Consider the following 15,228-nt stretch of genomic DNA (forward strand, 5'->3'; position numbering starts at 1 on the left):
TGGCCGTCCCCCGTTCACAATTGCCGAAAACGAAACTCGCTCCGTCTCTCCGCCTTACTCCTGGGTAACGTCCTTCTGGACCGTCTCCTCGCCGATGAAACGGGGACGCTTTTCGAGCGCGAGGAAGTTGTTCACGTCCTCGCGGGCCTCCTTCGCCTTGCCCTTCTCGGGGTCGTAGTCGCGGCTTCCCTCGCTGCCGAGGGCGTCGTGGAGCGCGTCCAGGTCCTCGAAGTACAACTCCGCGATGCCGTCGAACTCGGCGTTCTCGGGGTCCGTCGGGAGGACGGTGTCGTACTTGACGACGCCTTCGATTTCGCGGGCGATGGGCGTGTGGTTGTTCTGCCAGTGGTCCACGAACTCCTCGTGGCTCATGCCGTCCTTGCGGACGAGGAACGCGCTGTGTTTGTACAGGCCGTCGGTATCGCCGTCCACGTCGTCCTCGCGGTCGGTGCCTCGCGCTGCGGTTTCGTCCTTTTGGGTGACGATTTCGCCGATGAAGCGGGGACGCTTTTCGAGCGCGAGGAAGTTGTTCACGTCCTCGCGGGCCTCCTTCGCTTTGCCCTTCTCGGGGTCGTAATCGCGGCTCCCCTCGCTGCCCAGGGCGTCGTGGAGCGCGTCCAAGTCCTCGAAGTACAGTTCCGCGAGTCCGTCGAACTCCGCGGCGTCGGGCGTCACCGGGAGGACGGTGCTGTACTTGACGACGCCCTCGATATCACGTGCGATCTTCGTGTGATTGTTCTGCCAGTACTCCACGAACTCCTCGTGGCTCATATCGTCCTTTCGAACCAGCAGGGCAACGTGTTTGTACATTTCATTCGAGGACACAATCCGTGGTATGATAAAGCACTCGAAGCCGACCCCGTCCCCTTTTTTCGAACGTGAATTCGTTCCGAGCAACTCCTCCGTTAACACCACTGTTTCCGGTGTCACACCACCGTTTCCGATGTTCACAAGGGGGTTTCGAAACGGCGATACGCTCACCCGATATGGCAGTGCGTTCCACGAGCATCGGCGGGTAAGTCACCTACTTTCAATACAAACCTCGGAGTAACGAGTATCATGGGGTTCTATCAACGCGATTTCATGGAAGGGACGCGCGGAACGATGGGCGTCGATTGGGAGGAACGGATCGACATGAAGCGGATGCGCGAGGAGCGAAAGGAGCGCGCTCTCGAACGAATGCGCGAGGCGGGACTGGGGAGCATGCTCCTCATCAACGACCCGAACGTCCGCTACGTGACGGGGCTCGCCATGACCGGCGGGTCGGGTGCCGACCACTACACCCTGCTCACCGAGAACGGCGACATCATTCACTGGGATACGGCGGATCACGCGAGCAACCAGAAGTTCAACTGCCCGTGGATTTCGGACATCCGCTACGCCTGCCCCGGACTCGGAAACGTCCCGCGAGCGTCCGGCCGGGATTCGGCCCGAAACTGGTTGAAGGACAAGATGGCCGGACTCGTCTACGAGGCGATGGAGGAGTACGGCGTCGCCAAGGAACCGATGGGCATCGACATCGGCAACGCTCCGCTCATCTCGAAGTTCGAGGACCGCGGCGTTGACGTGCGCACCGACGACTGTGCGAAGGTGATGGAGGACGCCCGGAAGGTCAAGACGCGCGACGAAATCGAGTGTCTGCGAATGGTCGCCGCGCTCTGTGAGGCCGGATTCCAGCGCATCACGGAAACCGCGAAACCCGGCGTCCGCGAGTCGGAAGTGTGGGGCGAAGCCAGCAGCGAACTCTGGCGTCTCGGCGCGATGGTGCAGGGTGGCTACGTCACCTCCGGGCCGAACACGTGGCCGAAACACCAAGCCAACACCACCGACCGGATCATGCGCCCCGGCGACATCGTCTACGCCGACTTCTACAACATCGGCTTCATGGGCTACCGCTCCTGTTACTACCGAACGTTCAGCATGGGCGAACCCACCCAAGCCCAGAAGGACGCCTACGAAATCGCCCGCGACAACCTCTACGACGTGCTCGAACGCATCGAACCCGGCGCGACGACGGACGAGATTTGCGAGGGCTTCCCCGACATGGAGGGAGAACACGCCGACTGGTACGACGCCACCGACCATTGGCAGATGACGACCAACCACTGGGCGCACGGCCTCGGCCTGCAACTGTACGAAGTGCCGCTCATCTGGCGCGGTATCTCGCCCGACCACCCCATCGAAATCGAGGAGGGCATGACGATGGCCGTCGAGACGATGGAACCCGCCGACCGGCAGGGTGTCCGTGTGGAAGAGATGGTCGTCGTCCGCGAGAACGGCGTCGAGATATTGAGTCAGTGGCCCGTCGAGGAGATTACACAGATAGAGTACTGATCGATTCGGTCGCGTCTGACCGGTGCGGTCGCGTACGGATTTTCTCAACGGCCCGTTATCGATCCATCAGTCCGCTCTCGAAGACTCGGCGTTCCCGGCGGCACCCTCGTCGAAGTAGCCACGTACCGAACCGACGACCCGCGGCCACTTCACGAGCAGGAATCCACCGAGGATGGCGAGAAACCCCCCGCCGGTCGTCGGGGTGAGTCCCTCGCCAAGGACGAACCAGCCGAAGATGGCGGCGAAGGGCGGGATGACGTACTCGATGAGTCCCATCTCGATGGGTCCGAGGCGGTGGAGGAGACGGAAGTAGATGAGGAACCCGGCGGCACCGGGAACGACGGCGAGATAGCCCACCCACGCGAGCGAGGTGGTCGTCGGCGTGGTGGCGGCGAACCCTTGGCCGGGGACGACGAACGTCGCGATATCAAGGCCTAGCGCACCGACGGCGAGCATCCACGCTTGGAGGCTGAGACCCGGGAGTCCGGCGTCGTTTTCGTCGGTGAAGACGGCACCGACGACCCACGCGACGGCGGCACCGAGGACGAACCAGACGCCGATGTCGCTCAGCAGGTGTCCACCGCTCGGGTTCGCTATGAGGACGACGCCGACGAACCCGAGGACGACACCGACGACCCCTCGTGCGGAGATGGACTCGTCCGGGCGGAACACCGAGGTGACGACGGGCGTGAGGACCGGAACGAGACCCAACAGGGTCGATGCGACGGCGCTCGTGACGTACTGCTGTCCGGCGAAGAGGAGCGCGTGGTGGAGGCCGATGTTGAAGAGGCCGCCGACGAGGATGGGCGTCCAGTCTCCCCGCCCTCGGGGAATGAGGGAGCGCCCGGACGCGGCGGCGACGGCGAGGAGTACGAGTGCGGCCAAGTCGAAGCGGACGGCGGCGAGGGCGACCGGGCGAAATCCTTCGAGTGCCGCCTCCGTGGCGGGGAACGCGGTTCCCCAGATGGCGGCGAGCGCGAGATAGAGGACGACGTCGCGGCGACTGGCCATTACCTCCATCTTGCTGTCGCGGTTTAGGTGGGTTTCGATACGAAACGCGAGGACGAGAAAACTCCGACCTTGAGTTAGAGGCGTCATCACAGTAGCTTAGACTAAAATCGCTACGAACGACCGTCGCGGTTTTATCGTGATTTCCCGTACCGGGCCGCGTGAAGATTGCCTCCGCACTGCGAAAGACACTCCACCCAATTCCTCGCTATCCTCCTCACTTCGTCAGCGCGCGCCGTGCAGTTAGATGGGCTAACCGATTATGACCCAACCGCACGGCGCGCGAAGGCGATACGCTAGTGCGCCCGCGCGAGGGATGACCGAAGGTGTGACCAGCGGGAGCACTGTAGGGAATCGGCTGGGGAGGGTGTGGTGCGTTGCGGGTGCGTTGTTTGGGTAGAATGAAAGGGGCCGCCCGCTCGCGCTTGTTTTAGTCGCTGTGGAGGCCACTATTTTGCCCGAGCGGCGTGAGGCCAAAATATCCTGCAACAGCGGCCGCGAGCGGGCGGGGGCTTTCTGGGACTTCCTCGTAGCAGCTGAAATCGCAACCCCACTAAACGCGTCTCGTCGGAGCGAACGAGCGGGGAGGTTTTGACTCTTCATCGTAATTACTGTGTTCACAAGAAAACCAGAACCAAATACCTCTCTTCACCGCAAACGTCCCCCTCGCGCTATCCTCATCACGAACCATTACGTTCTCGCAATCATAATCTATCCCGCATGAGCGAACCGGAGTACCGCGAACAGGTCGAGGCCGCGTATCCCGAACTCCAGTCGATCGAGGACGACGAACTGCGCGAGAAGGTCATCGAGGCGTGGGTGTTGGCCCTGGACCGCGGCGGGTGGAAGGACATCGAGGACATCCCGTACGCGTGGAACATCCACGAGAAGACTAACGTCGAACACGTGCGGGGAGTAACCCGAATCGCCATGCGCTCGGCGGAGGAACAGCGCGAGTTCCACGGTGCCGACCCGGACGACGACGCCATCATCGCGGCGTGTCTGCTCCACGACGTGGGGAAATGCTACGAGTACGTGGACTTCGCCGACGTGGACCAACTGCTCGACCCCGACCCGACGTACGCCACCGAGGAAATTCCCCACTCCCTGTCGGGGTACGCGCTGGCTCACGAGGTCGGCTGTCCGATTTCCGTCCAGCGGGCGATTCCGCACTTCCTCGGCGAGATTCCGACCCGGACGCTCGAAGCCGAACTCGTCAAGAGCGCGAACTCGGCGAGTTCGAACGCCATCACCCAGTCCGCGATGGGAATCACGCTCCAGGAGTGGGTCGAGAAGTACAGTCAGACGCAGTAACTCTCGATTTTATTTCAACCACTTACGGCCCGACGACGTGATTTCCACGCCGGAACTGTAGTAACAGATCGGCTCCCCGTCCGGTTCGGCGAAGTTGTTCGCCCGGAAGACCTCGTTCTTCCGGAATTCCACCGTCGCCGGGCGGAGCGACCACACGTCGTGATCGACGTTCGCGTACGCGATCGTTCCGCCCGGGCCGCCGACGTAGAACCGATAGCGCTCGGTGAGAAAGGCCGCCAGCGACCCCGGTTCGGCGTCGAGTCGGTCGCCGGTCGGCTCGTACCGCGCGTCGAACCGCAGCGGTTGGTCACCCGGATGTGCGCGCCGACTGCGGTAGCGGATCGCCCCGTCCCGTTCCACCATTTTTATCTCCGCGTTGTAGTACGGCAGCCCGAACGCCAACCGAGCGCCGAGGACCGAGAGCCATCCATCGGCGTCGAGGCTGTAGAAGAAGACGGCCGGTCTGTCCTCTCCGGGCACCGTGACGTAGGTTCGAAGGTTGAGTTCGGGGAGGTCTACCCCGATGCCCTCGGGGAGCCCTCGGGGACGAACCGCGACGTTCGTGAACGGGACGACGCTCAGCCACGCTCGTCCGTCGTACGTGTCTACCTCCAACCCTTCGGGTAGCCCTCGCTCCACGACTTCCGGTTCGACCGGCCAATTGGCGAACAGCAGTTGTCGCCATCCCATCTCGACACCAATCATCGTCCGAAACTTGTGACGGATCGCTCAAAGGGGTTCCGTCGGAGGGATATTCGGCGCGAAGTGGTGTCTCGCTCGGTTCGTTCTCGTGAACACGAGTGGATTTACAGATATCTATCCAGAAATCTTTCTATAAATCTATCTTTCATCGAGAGCTCACCACCCTATTTGGCGCTCGTCACAATGATGGACCATCCCGTCGAACCGTCATCATTCGCTGCTGCGTCATCCGCCGCTAATTCGTCGCCGTCATGTGGATTTTCACAAAGCTATCTAGAAAGCTATCCGAATAGCTATCTAAATCGATGCTCGAATGATTTCGCCGTTGGCTCGGGATGGTCACTCTCGATGCGAAACTTCTCCAAAAACGTCAACGACCGCGGCGAAAACAGAGAGTCCTCAGACCGTTTCCAGCCCGTTCTCCTGGCGGAGGACATTGATGTACGAGCGGAAGCCGCTATCCAGGTCGTAGCGCGGTTCGTAGCCCATGTCCTCCTGAATCGCGGTCATGTCGAGCATCTGGGTCCACGGGAGTTCTCCCTCGTCGGAAACGTCGAGGTCGGCGTCGGGCATGATTTCTTCGACCGTCTCGGCGGCTTCCCGAATCGTCGCCACGGTGCCGCGGACGTTGTAGACGCGCTGGCTCAGGTCCTCGTCGGGCGTGAACGCCGCGCGGCGGAACGCCTGCGCGATGTCCTCGACGTGTTGCCAGTCGATGACCTGATCGCCGTACTCCACCGAGAACGGTTCGCCGAGTGCGGGCTTTTCGATGATGTTCGCGAGGAACGCGGAGCCACCGGTTTCGCGGTACGGGCCGTACGCGACGGTCGGGCGGAGCGCGACGTGCGAGACGTCGTGGTCCTCGAAATAGACTTTCGCTTGGTGTTCGTTGAACTCCTTGGCCGCGCCGTACAGCGTGTCGGGGTAGACGAGGTCGTCCTCGGTCACCCACTCGGTGTCGTAGTTCGTCGGTGGCGCGAACACCGCCGCCGAGGACGCCCACGCCACGCGCTCGACTTGGTCGGAGAGCGTTCGAGCGGCCTCCATGACGTTGTTCGTCCCCAGCACGTTCACTTCGATTCCGGCCCGCGGGTTTTCGCGGGCCGTCGTCGTCAGCAGTCCCGCGAGGTGAACGATGCGGGTCGCACCCGACTCCTTCACCGCGCGAATCACGTCCGTCGAGTCGGTGATGTCGCCGCGTCGGATTTCCACATCGTCGGCGATGCCGAGTTTCTCCAGAATGCGCGGGTCGGTCGAAAGGTCGTAGGCGACCACGTCGTGTCCCTGTTCGAGGAGTTCTTTCGCGGTGTACGACCCGATGAAACCTGTTCCGCCAGTGACGAGCACCGTCTCGCTTTGCGCCATGTTTTTTTACTCGCTGGATGGGAGGAAAAGGTTTCCTTCCTGTTTTTTCGTGATGTGTTTCGACTCGGTCGTTGTCACTCGTGCAGTCCGCCGGTTTCGGCGTAGAACGACGACGCCAACTGGTCGGCCATGTCCTCCTCGCGGTCGATTCGCGCGTCGATGACGAACGGCAGGTCGCTCTCCTTTCCTTCCCGAAGTGCGTCGGCCAGTTCGTCCGGCGTCGTGACTCGCGTTCCCTCTGCGCCGAAGCCTTCGGCCACTTTCACGAAGTCGGTGTCGTGGAACTCGACGCCCGCGATGTCGCCGTCTTCTTTCTGCATCTGGCGAACCATGCCGAGGCTGGTGTCGTTCAGCACGACGAACGTCGGCGCGACGCCGTTCTCGACGGCGATTTCGACGCTGGTCATCGTCATCGTAAAGCCGCCGTCGCCCGCGACACCGATGACGTCCTTGTCCGTGGTGATGGCGGCGCTGACGGCGGCCGGGGCGGACCACCCCATCCCGCCGACGCCGCCCGACCCGAAGTACGTCCGGACGGCGGGCGTCTGGAGGTAGTTCAGCAGCCAGAATCGGTTGTTGCCCGAGTCGGCCGTCACGATGGTGTCCTCGTCCACCATCGCCTCTATTTCCTTCACCGCGCGCTGGGGTTTGATGGGAGAGGCGTCGCTCTCGCACTTCTCGGTGAAAAACGACTCCCGGGCCGTTTCCGCCCGTTCGCGTGCCCAATCGTTTTCGGCGCTCCCGGCATCGGAAAGCGCCCGGAGGCTCTCCTTCGCGTCGCCGATGAGGCCCACGTCGGCGGGGTACACCCACCCGGCGTTTCGCGTGTCGATGTCGGCGTGGATGATGGTCTGTTCGTCCGGCCGGATGACGACGGTGCCTGCCAGTTCGTGTCCATCGGGTTCATTCGACACCCGACGACGAGCAGGGCGTCGGCCTCGCTGACGACCTGATTCGCGCCTTCGTGGCCGAACGACCCGATGACGCCCGCCGCGAGGTCGTGGGTCTCCGGAATCACCGACTTGCCCAGATACGAGGTCGTTACGACCGCGTCGTAGTTCTCCGCAACGCCCTGGAGTTCGTCGTAGGCCCCCGCGGAGTGAACGCCGTTCCCGGCGACGATGACCGGGCGCTCCGCCGATTCGAGCGCCTCGACCGCCGCGGACACGTCTTCGTCCGTCGGCTTCGACTCCCAGTTTCGAACCTGTTCGTCGCTGTCCCAGACGGGAGGAACGGGGTTCTCCGGAACGTCCTGTGTGATCGCGTTTCCGTCGAGGATGACGGCGGTCGGTCCCGACCGTCCCGCAGTCGCGTGTTTGAACGCCAGTTGGACGCTTCGCAGGGTTTCGGTCGGCGTGCGCGGGAACCAGTGTTCCTTCGTCACACCGTCCAGAATCTTCGGCAGCGAGAGGCCGCCGTAGTCGCCGCGGGACTGCTGATACGGGGCGAGCGTCGAGTAGTCGCCGCGCTCGCTCGCCTCCGTCAGGACGACCATCGGCGAGGACGCGAGTCGTGCTTCCATCTGCCCGATGACGCCGAGGCTGCCGATCCACGGCCCTTGCCCGGCCAGCACTGCGGGCTTCCCGTGAATCCTGCCGTACATCTCGGCCATCACGCTCCCCTCACGTTCGTCGCGCGGTCGAACCACGTCCACGCTCGATTCCGGGAGGTCGTCGAGCAGTTCGATGACGCGCCCGCCCGGATAGCCGAACACGTACTCCACGCCCAGCGATTCGAGGACGGAAACCAACGCCTCGCTCGTCGTCTCTCCCCCGCTGTCGTCAGCGCCTGTCATGGTAGTCGAAGCAACCCGCTCCCGTCCCTTCGTTCTGTCGATTATCACGGTCGTTCCTTTACGTTCCGCATCGGTGGAACGGTGGCACGGCTACAGTTCGGTGCGCCGAGTTATCCCGGAAAATAGGCCGAGTCGGATTCGAGAGCTATCCGTCTCATCCCGTGAACTCTTCGTACGAAATCGCGCCGCTATTTACGATTCGCTGACTCGTTGGTACCTTCCCGTCGGGCGGCATACTCCCTTCGGCCGGTCCTCCCGGACTACCGACGACGATGCGTCCGACCATTCCGAGGCTCTTGTGTGGGATACAGAAGTAGTCGTACGTCCCCGGAACGTCGAACGTGTGCTTGAACTGCTGTCCTCCCCCGGAGATCATGCCGCTGTTCCATCCGCTCGCGTCGTTCGGAATGCGGGTCACCGTCGCGGGACCGGTCCCGTCGACGTAGGCGGTCGAGGTGTGGGCACCGACTTTGCTCTTCCACGTGACCGTCTCCCCCTTCTCGACGAACAACCCGATGGGGTCGAAGTAGTAGCTCGTGCTCCCGCTAACCATCTGCACGGTGTTGGTCTCGGTCGGGGACTTCGTCCGCGTCGAATCCGCTCCTCCGCCCGTGTCGTTGGCACAACCGGCGAGGATGGCGACGCTTCCCGTCGCGATTGCCTCCGTCGCTTTGAGAAATCTGCGCCGATTCATTTGTCGGGAGTACCGAGTCACATCGCAAGGCGGTTCTGGTACGCGCGTCGAATCGGTACCCGAGGGATCGAACGAGAATCGGTGTTGTTTTTCTCGTCCGAACACGAGCGATACACGATGAATCGTCGTCGGATCGGAAGCGGGATTTCACTGGTGACGATTGGCGTGTTCGCGCTCCGATTCGGCCTCGGACTCGCGAGTGCCCACTCGATTCCCTCCAGTAAATTCGCCTCCCCGCTTCCACTCCCGCTGCTGTTTCTCGGTGCCGGTGCGACCGTCGCGCTTACGGCCGGATGGCTCGCGCTCACCGAGCGAACCCCTTCGGCGGCGACCCGACGAATGTGCGTTCTTCGCCTTCCGTCCTCGATTTCGATGCCGTTTCGACTGGGCGCTCGACTCGTCTTCTTCGCCGGATTCGCGGCCGCACTCTCGATCGGAATCGTCGGCCGACAAAACCAGTACCAGAACTTCGCGACCGTTTTCACATGGCCGGTCTGGTTCCACGGCGTCGCCCTTCTCTCCATCCTCGTCGGCACGCTGTGGCCCGTCCTATCCCCGTGGCGAGCGCTGTACCGTGTGTTCGTGTGGCTCGAAGGGGAGGAGTTAGCGGTCCTCGGGTCCTACCCCGAGCGCCTCGGCAGTTGGCCAGCGCTGGCGAGCTACATCGTCGTGATCGGGATACTGGAGAACCTCACGTATATCCCGAAGAAGGGCCCGCTGTTGACGACGGCCGTCCTCGCGGTGTATACGCTCGTCATGGTCGCCGGGAGCCTCCTCTACGGGACGGAGTGGTTCCGACGTGCTGACCCCCTCGGCGTTCTCTACCGACTGTTCGGCCGGGTGGCATCCATAACCATCACTCGACGCGACGACGGCGGTACCGACGTCGCCCTCCGACCGCCGTGGCAGGGAACCCTCACCCCTGTTCGGAATACGTCCCTCGTTCTGTTCGCCATCACCGCGGTGTACACCGTGAGTTTCGACGGGTTCACCAACACCCGGACGTACCAAGACCTCCTCGTCGGTGTGCAGAACTCCTTGGGGACCGGACCGGCGATCAGCATCCTGCTGTACGCGATTGGCCTCTCGGTTTTCGTCGTCTCGTTCGGCCTCTGCAGTCACCTCGTCGAACGTCTCGGCGGTGGCAGTACCGACCAGCGACCATCGGAGGGTTCCGAGGTGAACACCGACGGCGGCTACGTCGTCGGTTCCGACGAACGGACGCGTGACTCCGATTGGCACGGTTCGGCGCGGCACTTCGCACCGACGGTCCTCCCCATCGCGGCGGCGTACGAAGTCGCCCACAACTACCCCTACGTGTTTCGAAACCTCGCCCAACTCGCCACCGTCGCCGTTCATCCCCTCTCCCCGAGCGCACAGACCGCGAACCCGCTCGCTTGGCTCCCGGTTCCGGTGTTCTGGGGTTCGCAGGTCGTCCTCATCGTCCTCGGCCACGTCATCGCCGTCGTCGCCGCTCATTACGTCGCGGTCGAACGGTTCGAAACCAATGCGGCGGCACGACGCGGTCACCTCCCGCTGGTCGCGCTGATGGTCGGCTATACGGTGCTCTCGCTCTGGATAATCTCTCAGCCGGTCGTCTCGTGAGCCCGTCTTCCGAATCGTGAAAACGGTTCAGTCGTGATACGAGAGTTCGACGACTCGACCGTCGCCGTACATCACGAGGATTTCGTCCGCGCCGTCCCCATCGATATCGCACACCGTCGGGTGCACCCAGACCTTTACCTTCCGCTCGTGGGAGGCGAGCACCTCCCCGGAACTTGCATCGAGGACTTGCACCGTCCCGTGGTTCGTCACCGCGACGACTTCGGGGTCGCCGTCGCCGTTAACGTCCCCCGTAACCGGGGCGGGGAGCAACTTCGCGTCGGTCGAAAGCGTCGTCTTCCACTCGGTTTTGCCGGTCCGTGCGTTCAACGCGGCGACCGTGTCCCCGCCGCTTCCGACGTAGACCTCCGGCGTTCCGTCGCCGTCCCCGTCGGTGACCTGATCGATCGCTGGACGGTCGATTCCCGTGCGTTGCCAGAGCTTCGTTCCGTCCGCGGCAAAGGCAGTCACTTCGTTCCCACCTGACGCAACGAGTATGTCCCGCTGGCCGACCCGACCCTTCGCGAGCCACGTCGCCAGTGCGGAACGCTGCCATTCGAGCGTCCCGTTCGGTCGAAGGACGCTGACTTTCGCGGTAGAGCCGACGGCGATATCCGGATTCGGTGAACCGGGAACGTGAACGACGTGCGTTTCCGCGTAGACGGTGTCGTTCAAGTCGTACTTCCACTGGAGCGTCCCGTCCGCGGAATCGGCGAAGACGACGCCATCGAACGCGGGTTGAACGACGAGACGGCGTGGCTTCGTGAGCACGACGGGACCGGCGTAGCCGAACGACGTGAGGTTCTGTGTCCATTCGACGCTCCCGTTTTTGGCGTCAAAGACGTACAGACGCTTTTCGGTCGTCGGGGCGACGGCGTTCGGACGGTGGTCGCCGGTCGCATCCGCGATGAGCGTATCGCCGATGCCGTGGACCGCACACGCCGATTCGTTGATCTCGTACTGCCACCGCGTGGTGCCGTTCGAATCCAACATCGTCACCTTACACCGCGCGTTCTCCCCCGCGACTGCGCTCACCGGTGCGAGGATATACGATTCACCGTCGATCCGATCCGCGACGATCGGATGATGGTTCAACTGGTTCGGTCGCGGCGTGTCCGAAGTCCAATCCACCGAGAGGGACCCGGACGGTTTGTTCGTTAAACTATAGAAAGAGGCACTAGCAAGCGCACAAAACACCAGGACGACGACGATTGCGGTCCGCGCTCGCATTCGACCTCATCTCGGATAATCGGTAACTAAACGCTGCCGGTATCGCCGACACATTCGACTCGCATACTAGACCGCGAAGGAACAGATTCTCGGCCCCTCCGGACGCGTTACTTCGAATCGTTGGCGTCGAACGCGTTCGAATTGACGTGCTTTCCGACCTCCTCCATCACTTTCGTCTCCGCGCGGGCGAGGTGTTCCCACGCCGTCGTGGAGGCGATACCCACGGCATCGGCGATGTCCTCGATGCTGGTCTCCTTTTTCGGCCGGTAGTAACCGAGTTCGATGGCGGTCCCCAACACCTCGCGCTGTCGCTGGGTGAGTTCGTTGATGACGCGCGAGAATTCCAACTGTTCCTGTTCGGCGACCACTCCGAGTTCGACGTTCCGGACGAGGTCGGTTTCGTTTCCGGGACGTTCGATCGATTCGACGATCTCGTTTAGGTCGTCGTCCTCCGCCAGATACAGCGTCCAGCGTTCCCAACCGGCCGATATGACTGCTCCGGTTCGATAGTGGACGCCCAGGTCGGTCAACCGCTGTGCGATGCTGTCCCACTGGTAGCTGTCGATGGTGACTGCGACGAGAACTCGTGGGACGTCCAGCGGCGTCAACGTATCCACATCGATCACGGGATCGGCGGCCTCGAATTCCTCCAGAAATCCCGCTATCGAGGCTTCCGGTCCGGTTATCTCGATGATTCGCTTTCGCTCGGCGGCACTTCCCGTCATCGACGAGACGGAGCGGATCGTTATCGCCGGGTAGTCGGCACTGATGTCGCTCTCAGGTTCGCCGTGGTGACGTATCTGGAGCGTCACTTCTCGCATATTTAAATCGAGGAAACCAACCGAGTTGAAACTTTGTATCCGATTCTGTCAGCCTTCCGAATCAAATTTCGATGTTTCTAACGTCTTCGTCCCTGGGTTTTCGTTCGATCGGTTCCGTCCGTCGACCACGAAATACCGGGTACCTCCATCGAGAAGTCGCGTCGTTATTCCTCGGTTGTGTCCGCCGATTCGGGTTCCGTCCCTGCTGAATCCACGTCGCCGGCCGACTTCGCTTTCTCTTCGGCGGTGGCGGCCGCTTTTTCCTCCCGCACTCCCACGGTTCCGCCGCATTCCGGGCACTCGTCGTGGTTCGTGTAGAGGAGTTCCCCGCACTCGGAGCATTCGTACTCCGCTCCCTCGGACGCGACCTCCTCGGAGGTCTTTTTGAACTCCTCGAACTTTCGGCCCATGTTCTTGAACAATCCCATCGTCTTTTACTGAGGGGTATCGGAAGGATAAGTCTTGGTAAGGTGAGAACTCCTGCCGGAAGTATCAGAAAATTTTTGAATACGGATGATTTAACTGCGGACGGAACACGAACATTGTGATATATTCTCATACTTGGCTGTACCTCACACCGGACCTATTTGGCGTGTACTTTAGGACCACTTCTGAGTATGGCATGGTATGACGAAACCCGATTTGGACCGGTTTACTTCGCGACGTTCGACCGTTTATGCACCGAACGGCGTCGTCGCTACCAGCCAACCGCTCGCCTCGCAGGCAGGCGTCTCGATTCTACAGCAGGGGGGAAACGCGTTCGACGCTGCCGTCGCAACCGCCGCCGCGCTCAACGTGGTGGAGCCGACGAGCACCGGTCTCGGTGGGGACGTGTTCGCGCTCTATCGCACCGCCGACGGGGAAGTCGGCGCGATGCGGAGTTGCGGCGGCGCGCCCGCCGAGGCGACCATCGAGAACGTTCGCTCGTCCCTGCGGAACCACGACGACCCTTCGGACTGGTATCCCGAAAACCGTGGCTACGCCGTCGATGGCTCGGAAGACACGGACGACCTCGAAATGCCGTTTCTCGGACCGCACGCCGTCACCGTCCCCGGAACCGCCCGCGGGTGGGAAACGACGGTCCAGCGGTTCGGCAACCTGTCGCTCGGCGACGCGCTCCAACCCGCCATCGACTACGCCATCGGCGGCTATCCCGTCTCGGAAGTCATCGCCTCGCACTGGGTGGGCGCAGAAACCCTCTTCAAAACTGATCACGCGCGCGAGGCGTATCTGAACGACGGGACGGCACCGAAAGCAGGCGAGACGATGGCGCTCCCGCGTCTCGGCGAGAGTCTCCGCCGAATCGCCGAGGAGGGTGCGGACGTGTTGTACGAGGGCGAAATCGGCGAGAAAATCGTCGAAGAGGTCCAGTCACAGGGTGGGTTCCTCACCGTCGAGGACCTCGCCGACTTCGAACCCGAGTTCCCGGACCCCGTCTCGACGACCTACAACGGAACGGAGATTTACGAACTGCCGCCGAACAATCAGGGTCTCATCGCGCTCGAAGCGCTCAACATCGCCGAACAGGTCGGGGCGGGCGAGCACCCCATCGATTCCCCCGAACGGGTTCACTACTTCGCGGAGGCGATGAAACTCGCGTTCCACGACGGCCACCGCTACATCACCGACCCCGAATACGAGGAAATCCCACCCCTCGAATCCGATTCGTGGGCGAAAAAGCGCGCGAACCACGTCGGCGAGACGGCGAACCACGACGTCTCCTTCGGCGTCCCCGACGCGAACGCCGAGGACGCGGATACCGTCCTGCTCTGTGTCGCGGACGGCGAGGGGAACGTCGTTTCGTTCATCAACTCCCGCTTTGCCGGGTTCGGGTCCGGACTGGTCGCCGGGGATACGGGTATCGCGCTCCAGAACCGCGGCGCGTCGTTCTCGCTCGACCCGGATCACCCGAACAGCCTCGAACCGGGGAAACGCCCGTTCCACACCCTGATTCCCGCGCTGGCGAAGTTCGGGGAGGACGACTGGGCCGCCTTCGGCGTGATGGGCGGCTACATGCAACCGCAAGGTCACGTCCAAGTCATCTCGAATATCGTGGACCACGGTTTGCCCCTTCAGGCCGCGCTCGACCTTCCACGCTGGCGGTATCGTGAGGACGGAACGCTCGCCGTCGAGGGTCGGATGGACGGCAACCTCAGCACGAAACTCACCCGAAAAGGCCACGACGTGCGCGTCCTCGCACCGGTGCTCTTCGGCGGCGCACAGATCGTGAGAAACGAAAACGGCGTCCTCTCCGGCGCGACCGAACCGCGAAAGGACGGCAACGCCGCCGGATACTGAGTTACTCTTCCTCTTCCTCTTCCTCTTCCTCTTCCTCTTCCTCTTCCTCTTCCTCTTCCTCTTCC

General features: G+C 62.4%; 12 protein-coding genes and 1 pseudogene. 4 read left to right on the forward strand and 9 right to left on the reverse strand.

Translation table 11 applies throughout. The features are described from left to right. Positions 1-54: 54 nt before the first annotated feature. Positions 55-810 (reverse strand): EthD domain-containing protein, encoded by a 756-nt coding sequence (locus NKF25_RS20215; protein ID WP_253228438.1) that lies wholly within the window; start codon positions 808-810, stop codon positions 55-57. A gap of 249 nt (positions 811-1,059) precedes the next feature. Here NKF25_RS20215 and NKF25_RS20220 point away from each other — a divergent pair, with 249 nt between their 5' ends. Further along, a complete protein-coding gene (locus NKF25_RS20220; RefSeq protein ID WP_253228439.1) occupies positions 1,060-2,334 on the forward strand; it encodes a M24 family metallopeptidase in 1,275 nt (424 codons plus the stop codon). 66 nt (positions 2,335-2,400) lie between these two features. On the opposite strand, the gene NKF25_RS20225 is transcribed toward NKF25_RS20220, so the two are convergent. Further along, entirely contained in the window at positions 2,401-3,432 is a 1,032-nt protein-coding gene (locus NKF25_RS20225) for a DMT family transporter (RefSeq protein ID WP_253228440.1), read from the reverse strand. Between the two features lie 630 nt (positions 3,433-4,062). Here NKF25_RS20225 and NKF25_RS20230 point away from each other — a divergent pair. Then, positions 4,063-4,656 carry an HD domain-containing protein gene (locus NKF25_RS20230; protein ID WP_253228441.1) on the forward strand — a complete coding sequence of 198 codons (594 nt, stop codon included), beginning with the start codon at positions 4,063-4,065 and terminating at the stop codon, positions 4,654-4,656. Positions 4,657-4,665: 9 nt separating this feature from the next. Here NKF25_RS20230 and NKF25_RS20235 read toward each other — a convergent pair whose 3' ends face one another. The 4 genes and pseudogenes from NKF25_RS20235 to NKF25_RS20255 form a co-directional block, all read right to left on the reverse strand. Beyond that, positions 4,666-5,361, reverse strand: coding sequence for a DUF2071 domain-containing protein (locus tag NKF25_RS20235; protein WP_253228442.1), 696 nt, complete (start codon positions 5,359-5,361; stop codon positions 4,666-4,668). A gap of 396 nt (positions 5,362-5,757) precedes the next feature. Continuing rightward, positions 5,758-6,723 (reverse strand): NAD(P)-dependent oxidoreductase, encoded by a 966-nt coding sequence (locus NKF25_RS20240; protein ID WP_253228443.1) that lies wholly within the window; start codon positions 6,721-6,723, stop codon positions 5,758-5,760. 74 nt (positions 6,724-6,797) lie between these two features. Beyond that, positions 6,798-8,518: pseudogene (locus NKF25_RS20250) on the reverse strand (thiamine pyrophosphate-binding protein). Between the two features lie 154 nt (positions 8,519-8,672). After that, the gene (locus NKF25_RS20255) at positions 8,673-9,212 is read right to left on the reverse strand and encodes a plastocyanin/azurin family copper-binding protein (protein ID WP_253228446.1); all 540 of its coding nucleotides are present in this window, start codon (positions 9,210-9,212) and stop codon (positions 8,673-8,675) included. Positions 9,213-9,329: 117 nt separating this feature from the next. On the opposite strand from NKF25_RS20255, the gene NKF25_RS20260 reads away from it, so the two are divergent. Then, the gene (locus NKF25_RS20260; protein WP_253228447.1) at positions 9,330-10,817 is read left to right on the forward strand and encodes a hypothetical protein; all 1,488 of its coding nucleotides are present in this window, start codon (positions 9,330-9,332) and stop codon (positions 10,815-10,817) included. Positions 10,818-10,844: 27 nt separating this feature from the next. Here the strand turns inward: NKF25_RS20260 and NKF25_RS20265 are convergent, their stop codons facing one another. The 3 genes from NKF25_RS20265 to NKF25_RS20275 form a co-directional block, all read right to left on the reverse strand. Next, positions 10,845-11,945: a PQQ-binding-like beta-propeller repeat protein gene (locus tag NKF25_RS20265; RefSeq protein WP_253228448.1), complete on the reverse strand. Its 1,101-nt coding sequence runs from the start codon at positions 11,943-11,945 to the stop codon at positions 10,845-10,847. Between the two features lie 206 nt (positions 11,946-12,151). Then, positions 12,152-12,865 (reverse strand): helix-turn-helix domain-containing protein, encoded by a 714-nt coding sequence (locus NKF25_RS20270; protein ID WP_253228449.1) that lies wholly within the window; start codon positions 12,863-12,865, stop codon positions 12,152-12,154. Between the two features lie 164 nt (positions 12,866-13,029). Further along, positions 13,030-13,293: a hypothetical protein gene (locus NKF25_RS20275; RefSeq protein ID WP_253228450.1), complete on the reverse strand. Its 264-nt coding sequence runs from the start codon at positions 13,291-13,293 to the stop codon at positions 13,030-13,032. Positions 13,294-13,492: 199 nt separating this feature from the next. Between NKF25_RS20275 and NKF25_RS20280 the strand changes: the two genes are divergently transcribed. Further along, the gene (locus NKF25_RS20280) at positions 13,493-15,163 is read left to right on the forward strand and encodes a gamma-glutamyltransferase family protein (protein ID WP_253228451.1); all 1,671 of its coding nucleotides are present in this window, start codon (positions 13,493-13,495) and stop codon (positions 15,161-15,163) included. Positions 15,164-15,228 lie beyond the last annotated feature (65 nt).

Origin of the sequence: Haladaptatus sp. AB643, assembly GCF_024136975.1 — an archaeon.
GTDB lineage: Archaea > Halobacteriota > Halobacteria > Halobacteriales > Haladaptataceae > Haladaptatus.